Annotated in this window: 14 protein-coding genes; 4 read left to right on the forward strand and 10 right to left on the reverse strand. The window is 59.7% G+C overall.

Annotated features, from left to right (window positions below; translation table 11 throughout):
• Positions 1 to 2: 2 nt before the first annotated feature.
• Together nagZ and EIY72_RS19470 are read right to left on the reverse strand one after the other, a co-directional pair.
• Positions 3 to 1001: a beta-N-acetylhexosaminidase gene (gene nagZ / locus EIY72_RS19465; RefSeq protein WP_197678852.1), complete on the reverse strand. Its 999-nt coding sequence runs from the start codon at positions 999 to 1001 to the stop codon at positions 3 to 5.
• A gap of 170 nt (positions 1002 to 1171) precedes the next feature.
• Complete coding sequence (locus tag EIY72_RS19470; RefSeq protein WP_093217752.1) at positions 1172 to 1879, reverse strand: TetR/AcrR family transcriptional regulator; 708 nt, start codon at positions 1877 to 1879, stop codon at positions 1172 to 1174.
• A 230-nt stretch (positions 1880 to 2109) separates the two neighbouring features.
• Here EIY72_RS19470 and lexA point away from each other — a divergent pair, with 230 nt between their 5' ends.
• Positions 2110 to 2718 carry a transcriptional repressor LexA gene (gene lexA / locus EIY72_RS19475; RefSeq protein WP_093217749.1) on the forward strand — a complete coding sequence of 203 codons (609 nt, stop codon included), beginning with the start codon at positions 2110 to 2112 and terminating at the stop codon, positions 2716 to 2718.
• A 10-nt stretch (positions 2719 to 2728) separates the two neighbouring features.
• Complete coding sequence (sulA, locus tag EIY72_RS19480) at positions 2729 to 3205, forward strand: SOS-induced cell division inhibitor SulA (RefSeq protein WP_093217746.1); 477 nt, start codon at positions 2729 to 2731, stop codon at positions 3203 to 3205.
• Positions 3206 to 3298: 93 nt separating this feature from the next.
• On the opposite strand, the gene EIY72_RS19485 is transcribed toward sulA, so the two are convergent.
• The 7 genes from EIY72_RS19485 to EIY72_RS19515 form a co-directional block, all read right to left on the reverse strand.
• Positions 3299 to 3532: a hypothetical protein gene (locus EIY72_RS19485; protein WP_093217743.1), complete on the reverse strand. Its 234-nt coding sequence runs from the start codon at positions 3530 to 3532 to the stop codon at positions 3299 to 3301.
• 94 nt (positions 3533 to 3626) lie between these two features.
• A complete protein-coding gene (locus EIY72_RS19490) occupies positions 3627 to 4151 on the reverse strand; it encodes a DUF6586 family protein (RefSeq protein WP_093217740.1) in 525 nt (174 codons plus the stop codon).
• Positions 4152 to 4304: 153 nt separating this feature from the next.
• Entirely contained in the window at positions 4305 to 6932 is a 2628-nt protein-coding gene (topA, locus tag EIY72_RS19495; protein WP_093217737.1) for a type I DNA topoisomerase, read from the reverse strand.
• Positions 6933 to 7046: 114 nt separating this feature from the next.
• Positions 7047 to 7283, reverse strand: coding sequence for a DUF1653 domain-containing protein (locus tag EIY72_RS19500; RefSeq protein ID WP_093217734.1), 237 nt, complete (start codon positions 7281 to 7283; stop codon positions 7047 to 7049).
• Positions 7284 to 7382: 99 nt separating this feature from the next.
• Positions 7383 to 8558: an acetyl-CoA C-acyltransferase FadA gene (gene fadA, locus EIY72_RS19505; protein WP_093217731.1), complete on the reverse strand. Its 1176-nt coding sequence runs from the start codon at positions 8556 to 8558 to the stop codon at positions 7383 to 7385.
• 29 nt (positions 8559 to 8587) lie between these two features.
• Positions 8588 to 10735 (reverse strand): fatty acid oxidation complex subunit alpha FadB, encoded by a 2148-nt coding sequence (gene fadB, locus EIY72_RS19510; protein WP_093217728.1) that lies wholly within the window; start codon positions 10733 to 10735, stop codon positions 8588 to 8590.
• A 644-nt stretch (positions 10736 to 11379) separates the two neighbouring features.
• The gene (locus tag EIY72_RS19515) at positions 11380 to 11817 is read right to left on the reverse strand and encodes a hypothetical protein (protein ID WP_093217725.1); all 438 of its coding nucleotides are present in this window, start codon (positions 11815 to 11817) and stop codon (positions 11380 to 11382) included.
• Between the two features lie 104 nt (positions 11818 to 11921).
• Here EIY72_RS19515 and EIY72_RS19520 point away from each other — a divergent pair, with 104 nt between their 5' ends.
• On the forward strand, positions 11922 to 12362 hold the full coding sequence (locus EIY72_RS19520; protein ID WP_093217723.1) for a universal stress protein: 441 nt from the start codon (positions 11922 to 11924) through the stop codon (positions 12360 to 12362).
• Positions 12363 to 12552: 190 nt separating this feature from the next.
• On the opposite strand, the gene EIY72_RS19525 is transcribed toward EIY72_RS19520, so the two are convergent.
• The gene (locus EIY72_RS19525) at positions 12553 to 14469 is read right to left on the reverse strand and encodes an ATP-binding cassette domain-containing protein (protein WP_093217720.1); all 1917 of its coding nucleotides are present in this window, start codon (positions 14467 to 14469) and stop codon (positions 12553 to 12555) included.
• A gap of 213 nt (positions 14470 to 14682) precedes the next feature.
• Between EIY72_RS19525 and EIY72_RS19530 the strand changes: the two genes are divergently transcribed.
• Entirely contained in the window at positions 14683 to 16611 is a 1929-nt protein-coding gene (locus EIY72_RS19530; protein ID WP_093217717.1) for a transglycosylase SLT domain-containing protein, read from the forward strand.
• The last annotated feature ends 19 nt before the right edge of the window (positions 16612 to 16630 follow it).

Raw genomic sequence — 16630 nt, forward strand, 5'->3', positions numbered from 1 at the left:
CCTTAATCAATCAATTGAGCGTCTTTGAGCGCACCCACGGCGGTCAGCCAGCGCGGGTCCTGACGATAATCAGTGCGGGCGAACGCCTGGCCACGCATCCGCGCAATGCGTGCGGACGGCGTGACCTTCAGGCGCTGGGCCGCGCTCAGTGCGAGTTCTGCGGCCGCACGGTCGTTGCACACCAGGCCCATGTCACAACCTGCGGTCAACGCCGCTTCAATACGGCTGGCAGCGTCGCCCACCACATGCGCGCCGGCCATGGACAAGTCGTCACTGAAGATCACGCCGTCGAATTGCAGCTCGCCGCGCAAGATGTCCTGCAGCCAGCGACGGGAGAAACCGGCGGGCTGGCTATCGACCTGCGGATAAATCACGTGCGCCGGCATCACCGCCGCCAGTTGCTTGCTCAAGCGGGCGAAAGGTACGAGATCGTTGGTGCGAATCTCATCGAGGCTGCGCTCATCGTTCGGGATGGCGACGTGAGAGTCGGCTTCGGCCCAACCATGACCCGGGAAGTGTTTACCGGTGGCGGCCATGCCGGCGCTGTTCATACCGCGAATGAAGGCACCGGCCAATTGTGCCGCGCGCTCGGGATTGCCTTCGAATGAACGGGTACCGACCACGGCACTGCGCTGGTAATCCAGGTCCAGTACCGGGGCGAAACTCAGGTCCAGGCCCACGGCCAAGACTTCGGTGGCCATGATCCAGCCGCACTGCTCGGCCAGGTATTCGGCATTCGAGTTGTCGGCAATGGCGCGCATCGCCGGCAATCGAACGAAGCCCTGGCGCAGGCGCTGTACCCGGCCACCTTCCTGATCCACCGCCAGCAACAGATCCGGGCGAATGGCACGAATCGCCGCGCTCAACTCGCGCACCTGACGAGGGCTTTCGATGTTGCGGGCAAAGATGATCAGGCCACCCACTTCGGGCTGGCGCAACAATTGGCGATCTTCAGCCGTCAGCCAGGTACCGGCGACGTCCACCATCAACGAGCCTTGCAAGCCAGCAGTCATAAAAATTCCTTGATAACAGAAAACCCGGCCCACAGAGAAACGCCGCCAGGGGTAAAGCCCGGCAGATTGGCGTTATCAATAGGGAACGGGTTCAGAACGAGAGTCGGCATGGGCGGCTAGCTTAGCGGATGTCCGCTGCCGCGCCCACCCATCAGCGGCTATACCTTGGCGGCAACCGGTGTCGATTTGCTACGCGGGCGCAATTGCGCGGCGGCCATGGCGGTGTCGGTGACGCCGGTTTCAGCACGCATGCCGGCCGCGAGGAACGGCACCATCAGGCGCATGACCTGCTCAATGGAAGTGTTCACACCGAAATCGGTTTCGGCAATCGCGCGCAAGGCCTTGATGCCGGACATGCTGAACGCCGCGGCACCGAGCATGAAATGCACGCGCCAGAACAGTTCGATGGGGGGAATGCGCGGAGCCGCCTCATTGACCAGCATCATGTAGCGACGAAACACCTTGCCGTACATGTCTTCCAGATAACGCCGCAAGTGCCCTTGGCTCTGACTGAAGGCCAGACCCAGCAAGCGCATGAAAATCGACAGATCGTTGCCGCTGCGGGGCTGCACCACCAGCGCCTGCTCGACGAGGATTTCCAGCAGTTCTTCCAGAGTGGGTTTGATTTCGGGCTTGGCCTGGCGGCGCTCAAGCTCTTTATCGAGACTGATGCAGAACGGCCCGAGGAAACGTGAGAAAACCGCCTGGATCAACGCCTTTTTGGAACCGAAGTGATAGTTCACTGCGGCCAGGTTGACGCCGGCCTTGCTGGTAATCAAACGCAACGAGGTTTCGGCAAAACCCTTCTCCGCGAACAGCTGTTCGGCGGCATCAAGAATGCGTTCAACGGTTTCCGACTGGGCCATGGCTACTCCGCCTGACAAACACTTGTTTGAAACATACGTTTCAGCCTGTGCCTTGTCAAGCTTGGCAGTTCATTTTGGGAATGGTCGGTCAGACATTTAACCACACATGCAAAAAGCTTCAATCCATAAGCCTGAAGACCGTCTGGCGGCCTTTGAAAAATGGGCCATTGCCAAGCTCGCTCCACTGTATATAATCCCAGTCACTGTATAAAAAGACAGAGCGGATCAATATGCTAAAGCTGACGCCACGCCAAGCCGAGATTCTGGCCTTCATCAAACGCTGCCTCGAAGACAACGGTTACCCGCCGACCCGTGCGGAAATCGCTCAAGAGCTGGGTTTCAAGTCGCCCAATGCGGCCGAAGAACACCTCAAGGCCCTGGCCCGCAAAGGTGCAATCGAAATGACGCCGGGCGCATCCCGCGGCATTCGTATCCCGGGCCTGGAAGCCAAGGCCGACGACTCCACCCTGCCGATCATTGGCCGGGTCGCCGCCGGCGCGCCGATCCTCGCCCAGCAACATATCGAAGAGTCCTGCAACATCAACCCGGCCTTCTTCCATCCTCGCGCCGACTACCTGTTGCGTGTGCATGGCATGAGCATGAAGGACGTGGGCATTTTCGACGGCGACCTGCTGGCCGTTCACACCACCCGTGAAGCCCGTAACGGCCAGATCGTGGTAGCCCGCATCGGCGACGAGGTCACCGTCAAGCGCTTCAAGCGTGACGGCAGCAAAGTCTGGCTGATCGCCGAGAACCCCGAGTTCGCCCCTATCGAAGTGAACCTTCAGGATCAGGAACTGGTGATCGAAGGCTTGAGTGTCGGCGTCATTCGCCGCTAAAGGAGGCACCATGCATTTCCCGCAGCTACCACCACAGCAAGCCCAACTGTCGTTGTTCGAAGCGTTCATGGCCCAGCCATTGGCGCCGGCACTGAAAGACGTGGTCGAGTTACCCTGGAGCGCCGAACCCGAGGCCTTCAGCGAGCTGTCGCTACGTGGTGCAGCTGGAAATTGCCTGAACCTCCTGGCACCGATCCTGCGCGAACTGAGCCAGGATCAGGATGCACGCTGGCTGACCCTGATTGCTCCGCCCGCGAGCGTGACACAGGCCTGGCTACGGGACGCAGGCCTCAACCGCGAGCGCATCCTGCTGCTGCAACCGCGCGGCAGTCAAAGTGCCCAGCAACTGACCTGCGAGGCGCTGCGCCTGGGGCGAAGTCATACCGTGGTCAGTTGGCTCAACCCATTGAGCCCGCAATCCCGGCAACAGCTGATCAGCGCCGCCCGTACCGGGGACGCTCAGAGCCTGAATATTCGACTGGGTTGATACAAGAGCCTGATACGCATTTAGTCGCGCCAGGCTTCTCCGAGTGCAGAGAAGCCGATGTGCGACAGTATCAGGAAAAACGACAAACGGGGATCAATGAAGGACGCGCGGACCGTCATCCTTGTCGAATTCGCCTTCAACCAGGCGACCTGCCATCTGAACACCCACGCTCAGCATCGCCTTGGCGACCTCTACGTGCTGCCCTTGCAGGAACGCTTTGGCGTCCTCTGAGAAATCCAAAGTAACCAGAGAACCCTCGTCCTCGGCCCTGCGCAGCTCGATTCGGCCGTCTGGTAACTCGACAATTTCTAGAAAGGACGTTGGCATAAAGGACTGTTCTCCACGAAAGGCGGGGATTATATAGGCATCGCTCAGGCTTCGCTTGGGATCTTGACCAGATGACATCGTGAAGATGTTTCTGTCAGCACTCGTTCAACCCTTCGCGAAAGCGAATCGCCAGGCCTTTCAGATTCTGACGCCAGCTCTCCAGCTCCTCACGGCTGAGCTCTTCCGGCGCCTCTTCCTCATCGAGGTTAACCGCCAGGATCAAAGGCTGGGTCACATCACCCTTCGGCTTGTGCGGCGCCCGTGGTGGCTGAAACAACGCCGCATGGGCGGCCAGCAGTTTGGCCAGCCAGGTTTGCGGGTTGCCGGCCAATTCAACCATCTCGGCCATTTCCGGAATGGCGATGGCTTCCAGCACTTCTTGCGTCAGTATCAGCTCAGCCCGTGGCGCATTGGCTTGGGGCAAGCGGTAGAACCCGGCGATTTCGTGGCACAACCCCAGCAACGCACCGTACAGGTGAAACAGCGTCGACTCCCGACCGGCCTGGATCAACGCCAGGGAGTTCATCGCCCGCCCCTCTTCCGCACGGGCCAGGGCCTCGAGCGACAGGCCGGCGAAGTAAATTTTCTGATTGGTACGGGTATAGAGTTCGTGGGCCATGACGGCAGCCTCCACAACGAAATAATTGCTTCATGCAGGGCTGTAGGAGCGAGCATGCTCGCGATGGTCGTTAACGATAACGCGGGCTTTCAGAATGCCCCCATCGCTCTCTCGTTCATCGCGAGCGAGCTCGCTCCTACACGTATTGCGATATTACGCCTTCGCGGCCGGACGCTTGTCTTCAACGACCCACTTGCCGCCGTCGTAGAACGCCTTCCAGCCTGTCGGCTTACCGTCGACTTCGGACTGCACGTACTGCTCCTTGGTCTTGCGGCTGTAGCGAATCACAGCCGGCAGGCCATCCGGGTCCTTCTTCGGTGCCTCACAGAGGAAGTGGTACTTCGGATCGATCTCATCCTTGTGCGGAATGATCTCCAGCACCAGCGGCGCGCGAGTCTCACGGTTTTTCGGGAACTGGCTGGCGGCGAGGAACAGACCGGACGCACCGTCACGCAAGATGTAGGTGTCGTTGACCTTTTCGCATTTCAGCTCAGGCATCTTCACCGGGTCCATCTTCGGTGGCGCCGCATCACCGCTCTTCAGCAGTTTGCGGGTGTTCTTGCAGGTCGGGTTGGTGCAACCGAAGAACTTGCCGAAACGGCCGGTCTTGAGCTGCATCTCGCTGCCGCACTTGTCGCATTCCAGGCTCGGACCTTCGTAGCCCTTGATGCGATAGCTGCCTTCTTCGATTTCGTAGCCGTCGCAATCCGGGTTGTTACCACAGATGTGCAACTTGCGCTTCTCGTCGAGCAGGTAGGCGTCCATCGCCGTGCTGCAGATCGGGCAGCGATGCTTGCCGCGCAGGACCAGCGACTCGGATTCACCCTCGTCGTCGGCGGCGATTTCATCGCCCGGCACCAGGTTGACGGTGGCCTTGCAGCGTTCTTTCGGCGGCAGGCTGTAACCCGAGCAACCGAGGAACACGCCGGTCGACGCGGTTCGGATCTGCATCGGACGACCACAGGTGGTGCACGGAATGTCGGTCATCACCGGCTGGTTGGCACGCATGCCACTGTCCGGGCTCTCGGCCACTTCGAGCTTCTTCTTGAAGTCGCCGTAGAACTCGTCGAGCACGTTTTTCCAGTCGCGTTCGCCCTGGGCCACGTCATCGAGATGCTCTTCCATCCCGGCGGTAAAGCCGTAGTCCATCAGGTTCGAGAAGCTTTCAGACAGACGCTCGGTGACGATGTCGCCCATCTTTTCCGAGTAGAAACGACGGTTGTGCAGCGCGACGTAGCCACGATCCTGGATGGTCGAAATGATCGCCGCGTAGGTCGAAGGACGACCGATGCCGCGTTTTTCCATTTCCTTGACCAGGCTGGCTTCGGAGTAACGCGCCGGCGGCTTGGTGAAGTGCTGGGTCGGATCAAGCTTGATCAGCTTCATCACGTCGCCCTGGGCCATGTCCGGCAGGACATCATCGTCGCCCGGCTTGGCGATTTGCGGCATGACGCGGGTGTAACCGTCGAACTTGAGGATACGGCCCTTGGCACGCAACTCGAAGTCGCCAGCACCCACGGTGACGGTGGTCGACAGGTATTGCGCCGGCAGCATCTGGCAAGCGAGGAACTGGCGCCAGATCAGCTCGTAGAGGCGCTCAGCGTCGCGTTCCATGCCCGACAGCTTGCTTGGCTCGGTGTTGGCATCGGAGGGACGAATCGCTTCGTGAGCCTCTTGTGCGCCTTCCTTGCTGCTGTAGACGTTCGGGGTTTCCGGCAGGTACTTCTTGCCGAACTCACCTTCAATATAGGTACGCGCCATCGCCACGGCATCGGCCGAGAGGTTGGTGGAGTCGGTACGCATATAAGTGATGTAGCCAGCTTCGTACAGACGCTGGGCCATCATCATGGTTTTCTTCACACCGAAGCCCAGGCGGTTGCTCGCGGCCTGTTGCAGGGTGGAGGTGATGAACGGCGCCGACGGCTTGCTGCTGGTCGGCTTGTCTTCGCGTTTGACGATGCTGTAGCTGGAAGCCTTGAGCTTTTCCAGCGCGGCCATGGCCTGGGCTTCGTTGAGCGGCTTGAAGGCTTCGCCCTTCTCCCGCGCCACATCGAAACGCACGGTCGCGCCCTTGGCGGTACCGAGGTCAGCGTGTACTTCCCAGTATTCTTCCGGGATGAACGCGCGGATCTCACGCTCACGCTCAACCACCAGCTTCACGGCAACCGATTGCACGCGACCAGCGGACAGGCCACGGGCGATCTTGGCCCACAGCAGTGGCGAAACCATGTAACCCACCACGCGATCGAGGAAACGACGCGCCTGCTGGGCATTCACACGATCGATATCCAGTTCGCCCGGCTTGGAGAAGGCTTCCTGAATCGCCTTCTTGGTGATTTCGTTGAACACCACGCGCTTGTAGCGGCTGTCGTCACCACCGATGGCTTCGCGCAGGTGCCAGGCAATGGCTTCCCCCTCGCGGTCCAAGTCGGTTGCGAGATAGATGGTGTCAGCATCCTTGGCGAGCCGGCGCAGCTCTTCGATGACTTTTTCCTTGCCCGGGAGGATCTCGTACTTGGCTTTCCAGCCGTGGTCCGGATCGACACCCATGCGCGCAACAAGTTGCTTGCGCGCTTTTTCTTTCGGCGACAGTGCCGGCGCTTCACCCGCAGCAGCCTTGCCGCGCTTGGCGGCTGGTTCTTTGCTGGCGCTAGCCGAACCGCTGGTGGGCAGGTCTCGGATATGGCCGATACTCGACTTCACCACGTATTCGTTGCCCAAATACTTGTTGATGGTCTTGGCCTTAGCCGGGGATTCCACAATGACCAGCGATTTGCCCATGGATCAGAAAATTCCTGAATTCGAGAAGTGAAAGGCGGTTGGCGCCTGACGCGGCACCGCTATATATAGTGGCAACAAGGTGAGGTCAAGCGCAGGGTTTTGCGCGCACTCAGCTTATGGCTGGTTAAAAAGGCTTTCTTCGGCCTGCACCAAAGCAAAGCGTGGCACCTGTTCGCCGTCAACTTCGACGGACTCCAGGAACATGCTCAAGGGACGCACCCAAAAGCCGTAATCGCCATACAGGGCTTGGTAGAAGACCACTTCTTCTTCGGTTTCCGAATGCCGCGCAACACTGAAAACACGGTACTGCGGACCTTTGTAATGTTGGTAGAGCCCTGGTTGTATCGGCATGCTGTGGCCCTCACTCAAATCTTTTCAAAATAAAAACAAAAATAAATTCAGAAAAACAAAAACCGGGGCACTTGGCCCCGGCTTCCATCAACGAGACGCTTAAACGCGTTCGAAGACGGTGGAGATGCCTTGGCCGAGACCAATGCACATGGTGGCCACCCCGAAGGTGCCGCCATTTTGCTTCATCACGTTAAGCAACGTGCCGGAGATACGTGCGCCGGAGCAACCGAATGGGTGGCCCAGGGCGATCGCGCCGCCGTGCAGGTTAACCTTCTCGTTCATCTTGTCGAGTACTTTCAGATCTTTCAGCACTGGCAGGGCCTGTGCGGCGAAAGCTTCGTTGAGCTCGAAGAAGTCGATATCGGCGATGCCGAGACCCGCGCGCTTCAGTGCTTTTTGTGTGGCCGGTACTGGACCATAGCCCATGATTGCCGGATCCACACCTGCCACTGCCATCGAACGGATCACCGCCAGAGGCTGGATGCCCAGGTCCTGTGCACGCTGCGCCGACATCACGATCATGCACGAGGCACCGTCGGTGATCTGCGACGAAGTACCGGCTGTCACGGTGCCGCCCTTTGGATTGAAGGCAGGCTTGAGGGCCGCCAGGCTTTCCAGGGTGGTTTCCGGACGAATGGTTTCGTCGTAGTCGAAGGTTTTCAGGAAACCGTTCTCGTCATAGCCCTGCATCGGGATGATTTCGTCTTTGAACTTGCCTTCCACGGTCGCCTTGTGGGCGAGCTGGTGGGAGCGCACGCCGAAAGCGTCCTGTTGCTCGCGGGTAATGCCGTGCATCTTGCCGAGCATTTCCGCGGTCAGGCCCATCATGCCCGAAGCTTTTGCCGCGTACAGCGACATGTGCGGGTTCGGGTCGACACCGTGCATCATGCTCACGTGGCCCATGTGCTCGACGCCACCAACGACGAATACGTCACCGTTGCCGGTCATGATCGCTTGCGCAGCCGTGTGCAGGGCGCTCATCGACGAACCACACAGACGGCTGACGGTCTGGCCGGCCGAGGTGTGCGGGATCTGGGTCATCAGCGACGCCATGCGCGCGATGTTCCAGCCCTGCTCCAAGGTCTGGTTCACACAGCCCCAGATCACGTCTTCGACTTCGTTCGGGTCGACCTTGACGTTGCGTTCCAGCAATTTGCTGATCAGGTGCGCCGACATGTCTTCGGCGCGGGTGTTGCGGTGCATGCCGCCCTTGGAGCGGCCCATCGGAGTACGACCGAAGTCGACAATCACGACGTCTCTAGGATTCAAGCTCATAAGTTCACTCTCACTCTAGTTGGGGGCGCTTAACCGAAGAAGCTCTGGCCGTTCTTGGCCATTTCGCGCAGCTTCGCGGTCGGGTGGTACAGCGCGCCCAAATCAGCGTACTGGTCAGCCAGGGCAACGAATGCTGCAACACCGATCGAGTCGATGTAGCGCAGTGCGCCGCCACGGAATGGAGGGAAACCAATACCGTAGACCAGACCCATGTCGGCTTCGGCAGCGGTTTCGACAATGCCGTCTTCCAGGCAACGCACGGTTTCCAGGCACAGCGGGATCATCATCCAGTTGATGATGTCTTCGTCAGTGACTTCGCGCTGCTCGTAAACGATCGGCTTGAGCACTTCCAGCACCGAAGGATCGGCGACTTTCTTCTGCTTGCCTTTCTTGTCGGTCTCGTAGGCGTAGAAGCCCTTGCCGTTCTTCTGGCCCAGGCGCTTGGCTTCGTAGAGCACGTCGACGGCGCTGCGGCGATCGTCTTTCATGCGATCCGGGAAGCCTTCAGCCATCACGTCACGACCGTGGTGACCGGTGTCGATGCCGACCACGTCCATCAGGTAGGCCGGGCCCATCGGCCAGCCGAATTTTTCCATGATCTTGTCGATACGGACGAAGTCCACACCGGCGCTGACCAGCTTGGCGAAACCGCCGAAGTACGGGAACAGCACGCGGTTGACCAGGAAGCCCGGGCAGTCGTTGACGACGATCGGGTTCTTGCCCATTTTCTTGGCGTAGGCAACGGTGGTGGCAATCGCCAGCTCGCTGGACTTCTCGCCACGGATGACTTCCACCAGCGGCATCATGTGCACCGGGTTGAAGAAGTGCATGCCGACGAAGTTTTCCGGACGCTTGAGGGCCTTGGCCAGCAGGCTGATGGAAATGGTCGAGGTGTTCGAGGCGAGGATGGTGTCCTCTTTGACCTTGTCTTCAACTTCAGCCAGAACGGCTTGCTTGACCTTCGGGTTCTCGACAACGGCTTCAACCACCAGGTCTACGTGACCGAAGTCGCCGTAGGACAGGGTCGGACGAATGCCGTTGAGCACTTCAGCCATTTTCGCCGCGGTCATGCGACCTTTATCAACGCGACCAACCAGCAGTTTGGCGGCTTCGGCCAGACCCTGCTCGATACCGTGCTCGTTGATGTCCTTCATCAGGATCGGCGTGCCTTTGGACGCCGACTGATACGCGATACCGCCACCCATGATGCCGGCGCCGAGTACGGCGGCCTGCTTCACGTCCTTGGCGATTTCGTCGTAGGCCTTGGCCTTTTTCTTCAATTCCTGATCGTTCAGGAACAGACCAACCAGGCTCTGCGCAGCGGAGGTCTTGGCCAGTTTGACGAAACCGGCAGCTTCCACTTCCAGCGCCTTGTCGCGACCGAAGTTCGCGGCTTTCTGGATGGTCTTGATCGCTTCAACCGGCGCCGGGTAGTTCGGGCCAGCTTGACCGGCAACGAAACCTTTGGCGGTTTCGAAAGCCATCATCTGCTCGATGGCGTTCAGCTTCAGCTTTTCCAGCTTCGGTTGACGCTTGGCCTTGTAGTCGAACTCGCCGGAGATGGCGCGCTTGATCATTTCAAGGGCGGCTTGCTGCAGCTTCTCTGGTGCTACCACGGCATCGACGGCGCCGACTTTCAGCGCGTCTTCCGGACGGTTTTCCTTGCCGGCGGCAATCCACTCGATGGCATTGTCGGCGCCGATCAGGCGCGGCAGACGCACGGTACCGCCGAAGCCCGGGTAGATGCCCAGCTTGACTTCCGGCAGACCGATCTTGGCCTTGGTCGACATGACGCGGTAATCCGCGGCCAGGCACATTTCCAGACCGCCACCCAGTGCGATGCCATTGATGGCCGCAACAGTCGGGACGTTGAGGTCTTCGAAATCGCTGAAAATCTTGTTGGCTTCGAGGTTGCCAGCAACAAGCTCTGCATCCGGCAGCTTGAAGTTGTCGACAAATTCGGTGATGTCGGCGCCGACGATGAACACGTCCTTGCCACTGCTGACGATCACGCCCTTGATCGAAGCATCTGCCTTGATGGTGTCTACGGCCTGACGCAGTTCGTTCAGGGTTAGACGGTTGAACTTGTTGACGGACTCACCCTTGAGGTCGAACTTCAGTTCGACGATGCCACTTTCAAGAGCCTTAACCGTGATGGCTTTACCTTCGTAAATCATCAACTGATCTCCACGATATGGAAGCTGAACAGTACACGTCGGAAGCAGGCGACCGGCTTGGCAGGACGTCAATCGTCGATGCTACGCCAATCTGCCCGGCACACCCGCCAACGCGATAGTCGGGATTCTGTAGGAGCGGTCTGAAATACAAACGCTCAATTCATACGCCCGTTTGATTTGGGTACGTCACCTTCACGGAATTTCCGGCAATTGTCAATCGCCTGAAACAAGGGTTGAAATGCGACTTTGCGGTCATTTCCGTACTGCGAAGCCCATCAACATGCCGAGGCATGTGAAGCCATTCATAGGATCAATAGTTAGAAAAGTCGCCCTAATTCGCTGCAGCCCGCGTTTAACGAGCTACGCTGGCAGGACCTGAAGGGAAATTTTTAAACGCTTTCGGCGAATGCCCGGCGTAGTTTCAGCCAATACCGATTGACCGGCCTGCCTGGCCAACCCGCCCGATGATGTTGTCGGGCTTTTTTATGGCCGCAAGAAAGTGACAAATGTCCCTACCCTGTGGGAGCGAGCTTGCTCCGGGCGGCGTTCCGACGATGGTCGTCAACGATAACGCTTGAAGCCTGACACCCTGCGGCGCTCTCAGGCTCATCGCGAGCAAGCTCGCTCCTACAAAGAATCGAGACTCAGGCGAGGGCTTTGAGGGTAGCGTCGATATGCTGCAGAACTTCGGCCTCGCCCTTCTCACCCCAGTACGCGGCGATCATTTGCTTGTCAGCCTCGACCTTGTACAGGTTGGCCGGCAATTTTTCGAAATGATTGAGCAACAGCGGATCTTCGCAAGGCTCCTGCCACTGATTGACCCAGAGACCCGGTGACTTTTGCCAGTAAGCCCAGCACTGCGGCTGACTGCTCCGGCGCGGTCGATGGTACTGCGCACAGGGATTGGGCGGCTCCTGGCTGAGCCAATGCGGCCACTCCTGGGGCGCCAGTTGCATGGCCAGGCCGATGCGTCGGGCCTCCGTGCGCAGGGCGATACGACCGCTTTGCGCACGGGATGGCCGAAGCCAGGCCAGGGGGCTGAGCACCACCAGCAGGATTGACAGCACTATCCAGACCGTCATATGTGTACTCCCGAATTTGAATGAGCCCATTGTGTCACTTTGGAACCAATGCGCTTGAAACCAGCCATACTTACCAATATTGCAATCCTCAGGAGGAGCACCTCATGCCCTACAACCATATTCTGGTCGCTGTAGATCTGACCGAAGAGTGCGACCCTGTGATTCACCGCGCTCGCGAGCTGTCCGTGAGCAGTGGCGCAAAATTGTCGTTGGTGCACATTGTCGAACCGATGGCGATGGCCTTCGGCGGCGACGTGCCGATGGACCTGTCACAACTGCAACAACAACAGTTCGACCAGGCCAAGGAGCGCCTTGACCGACTGATCCTGAAATACCCGGAACTCTCCCGGGAATACAGCCACCTGACCTACGGCCAGCCACGCCAGGAAATCCACCACCTGGCCAAGGAACAGACCTGCGACCTGATCGTGGTCGGCAGCCATGGCCGCCATGGCCTGGCACTGCTGCTCGGCTCCACGGCCAACGACGTGCTGCACGGCGCGCCTTGCGACGTGCTGGCGGTGCGCCTGCAAACCAAGTCCTGACAACACTGTTCCTGTAGGAGCGAGCTTGCTCGCGATGGCGGATCAACATTCAACATCGTTGTCGATTGCCAATCCGTAATCGCGAGCAAGCTCGCTCCCACAAGGGCGGGACAGCCTATTCAAACCTACATTACATATGAAAAGCCCGGCGCTCATCGCTGAACGCCGGGCTTTTTCATAGCAGGGTCAATCAGGCATCCAGCTCGGCCCAACGCTCGACCATGACGTCGAGTTCAGCCTGCAGTTGCGCCAATTGCGCGATCACCGCTGCGGTTTCAGCGGCCGGGCGCAGGTAGAAACCGGCATCCGCCATCTGTGCCTCAACGCCAGCGATCTGCTGTTCCATGGCTTCGATCTGCCCCGGCAAGGCTTCCAGCTCACGCTGCAACTTGTAGCTGAGCTTCTTCTTCGCCGGTGCTTCGGCAACAGCCGCGACGGGCGCCGGCTCAGCCTTGACCACCGCAGAGTTCAAGTCGGCCTTGCCGGACTTGCTCTCGGTCACGCCCAGCAGGCGTGGCGAACCACCTTGACGCAGCCAGTCCTGGTAGCCACCGACGTACTCGCGAACCTTGCCTTCACCTTCGAAGACCAGGGTGCTGGTGACCACGTTGTCGAGGAATGCCCGGTCGTGGCTGACCATCAGCACGGTACCGTTGAAGGTCAGCAGGACCTCTTCGAGCAGTTCGAGGGTTTCAACGTCGAGGTCGTTGGTCGGTTCGTCGAGCACCAGCAAGTTCGCGGGTTTGCTGAACAGTTTGGCCAGCAACAGGCGCGCACGCTCACCACCGGACAACGCCTTGACCGGCGTGCGGGCACGCTGCGGGCTGAACAGGAAGTCGCCGAGGTAGCTCAGTACGTGGCGGCTCTGGCCGTCGATGTCGATGAAGTCGCGACCTTCAGCGACGTTATCGATCACGGTCTTTTCCAGGTCCAGCTGATGGCGCAACTGGTCGAAGTAGGCCACATCGATCTTCGTGCCCTCCTCCACCTTGCCGCTGGTAGGCTGCAGGCCGCTGAGCATCAGCTTGAGCAAAGTGGTCTTGCCGGTACCGTTGGCGCCGAGCAGACCGATACGGTCGCCGCGCTGCAACACCATCGAGAAGTCCTTGATCAGGAACGGACCGCCCGGGTGAGCGAAGCTCACGTTCTCGAGCACCATCACCTGCTTGCCGGACTTGTCAGCGGTTTCCAGCTGAATGTTGGCCTTGCCGGTGCGCTCACGACGCTCGCTGCGCTCGACACGCAGGGCCTTGAGTGCGCGCACGCGGCCTTCATTACGGGTACGCCGGGCCTTGATGCCCTGGCGAATCCACACTTCTTCCTGGGCCAGACGCTTGTCGAACAGCGCGTTGGCGGTTTCTTCGGCAGCCAGTGCCGCTTCCTTGTGCACGAGGAAACTGGCGTAGTCGCCGTTCCAGTCGATCAGGCCACCGCGATCCAGTTCGAGGATGCGCGTTGCCAGGTTCTGCAGGAAAGAACGGTCGTGCGTGATGAACAGCACGGCGCCCTGGAAATCGCGCAGTGCCTCTTCAAGCCAGGCAATGGCACCGATGTCCAGGTGGTTGGTCGGTTCGTCGAGCAGCAGCAGGTCCGGCTCGGAGACTAGGGCCTGAGCCAGCAGGACGCGGCGACGCCAGCCACCGGACAGTTCGGCGAGAGTCTTGTCGGCCGGCAGTTGCAGGCGGCTGAGGGTGCTGTCGACCAGGGTCTGCAAGCGCCAGCCATCGCGGGCTTCGAGGTCGTGCTGGACGTGCATCAGCTTGTCCAGATCGGCGTCGGTAACACAGTTCTGACTCAGGTGGTGGTACTCGGCGAGCAAGGCGCCGACGCCATCGAGGCCTTCGGCCACCACGTCGAACACGGTCCGCTCGTCGGCCACCGGCAATTCTTGCGGCAATTCGCCGATCTTCAGACCGGGTGCACGCCAAACGGAGCCGTCATCGGGCTTCTGATCGCCCTTGACGAGTTTCATCATGCTGGACTTGCCAGTGCCGTTGCGACCGATGATGCACACCCGCTCACCACGGGCGATCTGCCAGGACACCTTGTCCAACAACGGCATGGCGCCGAAAGCAAGGGACACATCGCTGAATTTGAGCAGGGTCATGAGCTTCTCCAAAAACCGGGCGCGCATTCTACCTGACTTGAGGCTGCAGAAGGCCGGCAATTTCATTCTCGCTGCACTCTGCAGGACAAATGTTGCGAACTGATGCAGTAAGACCCGCAAAGCTTTCGCCCGTTGCTGGCAAAAGGCTAAGCTACAGACAATTCAGTGGGGCTCTGGCCCGTACTTGTCATGATTTCTCTGCCCGGATGTCTCATGCGCAGTCGCCTTTTCAATCTTTTGTCATGCTTTTTATTGTCTGCCGCTGCCGTTCAATCCGTCCAGGCGGTCGACCTTTCCACCCAGCGCCAATATTACGATGAGGCCAAGCGCGCTCTGGCCAAGGGCGATACCGGCCCGTACTTCCGTTACAGCCAGGCGCTCGCCGACTATCCGCTGGAACCGTACCTGGCCTACGACGAACTGACCGCGCGCCTGAAAACAGCAAGCAACGAAGAAATCGAGAAGTTCCTCGCCGAACACGGCGACCTGCCCCAGGCCAACTGGATGAAGTTGCGCTGGTTGCGCTGGCTGGCCGATCGCGGTGACTGGGCGACCTTCGTCAAATACTACGACCCGAAGATGAACTTCACCGAACTGGACTGCCTGAACGCGCAGTACCAGATCAGCCATAACCAGAAGTCCGAAGGCTATGCCAACGCCGACAAACTCTGGCTGACCGGCAAATCACAACCCGATGCCTGCGACGCCCTGTTCGGCATGTGGGCCGCCGACGGTCAGTTGACCGAGCAGAAGCGCTGGGAACGCGCAAAACTCGCCGCCCAGGCGCGCAACTATCCGCTGGCCAACAGCCTCGCCAATGGCATGACCACCCTCGCCCCTCGCGGTCGCTTGCTGGTGGATGTCGCGCAGAAACCGGAACTGCTTAACCAGCCTTCGCGCTTCACCCCGGCCGATGAGGCCATGTCTGACATTGTCAGCCTCGGCCTGCGGCGCCTCGCGCGCCAGGACCCGGACAAGGCCATGGACCTGCTCGATGGTTATGCCAGCAGCATGCATTTCTCCCGGGATGAAAAGGTCGCCATTGCCCGTGAAATCGGCCTGACACTGGCCCGGCGCTACGACAGCCGGGCGCTCGACGTCATGACCCAGTACGACCCGGAATTGCGCGACAACACCGTATCCGAATGGCGCATGCGTCTGCTGCTGCGTCTGGCGCGCTGGGACGACGCCTATCAGTTGAGCCGACGCCTGCCGCAAGACCTCGCCACCACCAGCCGCTGGCGCTACTGGCAGGCCCGCAGCCTGGAACTGGCGCAACCGCAGAACCCGGAAGCGCAGACCCTCTACCGCAACCTGGCTCGCGAACGTGATTTCTATGGATTCATGGCCGCCGACCGTTCGCAGTCGCCCTACTCCCTGGTCAACAGGCCGCTGGTGCTCAGCCAGGCCACCATCAATAAAGTGCGCAATACCCCCGGTGTGCGTCGCGCCCTGGAGTTCCATGCGCGCGGACAGGTCGTCGACGGTCGCCGCGAGTGGTACTACGTCAGCCGTCACTTCAACCGTGACGAGATGGTCGCCCAGGCAAAACTGGCTTACGACTTGAAATGGTATTTCCCGGCGATCCGCACCATCAGCCAGGCGCAGTACTGGGACGACCTGGACATCCGCTTCCCGATGGCTCACCGCGAAACCCTGGTGCGTGAGGCACGAAACCGTGGCCTGCATTCAAGCTGGGTGTTTGCGATTACCCGTCAGGAAAGTGCCTTCATGGACGACGCCCGCTCCGGTGTCGGCGCTTCGGGCCTGATGCAATTGATGCCCGCCACTGCCAAGGAAACAGCGCGCAAGTTCAGCATTCCGTATGCATCGCCGCAGCAGCTGCTCGACCCGGACAAGAACATCCAGCTCGGCGCAGCCTACCTGAGCCAGGTGCACAGCCAGTTCAATGGCAACCGCGTACTGGCCTCCGCCGCCTACAACGCCGGCCCCGGCCGCGTGCGGCAGTGGCTGCGTGGCGCCAACCACCTGAGCTTCGATGTGTGGGTGGAAAGCATCCCGTTCGACGAAACCCGTCAGTACGTGCAGAACGTGCTGTCGTACTCGGTGATCTACGGCCAGAAACTCAACGCGCCGCAACCGATCGTGGATTGGCATGAGCGCTACTTCGATGATCAATAAGTGCAGGTGTAAGCGTTAA

Source organism: Pseudomonas vancouverensis (assembly GCF_004348895.1).
GTDB classification, from domain to species: domain Bacteria; phylum Pseudomonadota; class Gammaproteobacteria; order Pseudomonadales; family Pseudomonadaceae; genus Aquipseudomonas; species Aquipseudomonas vancouverensis.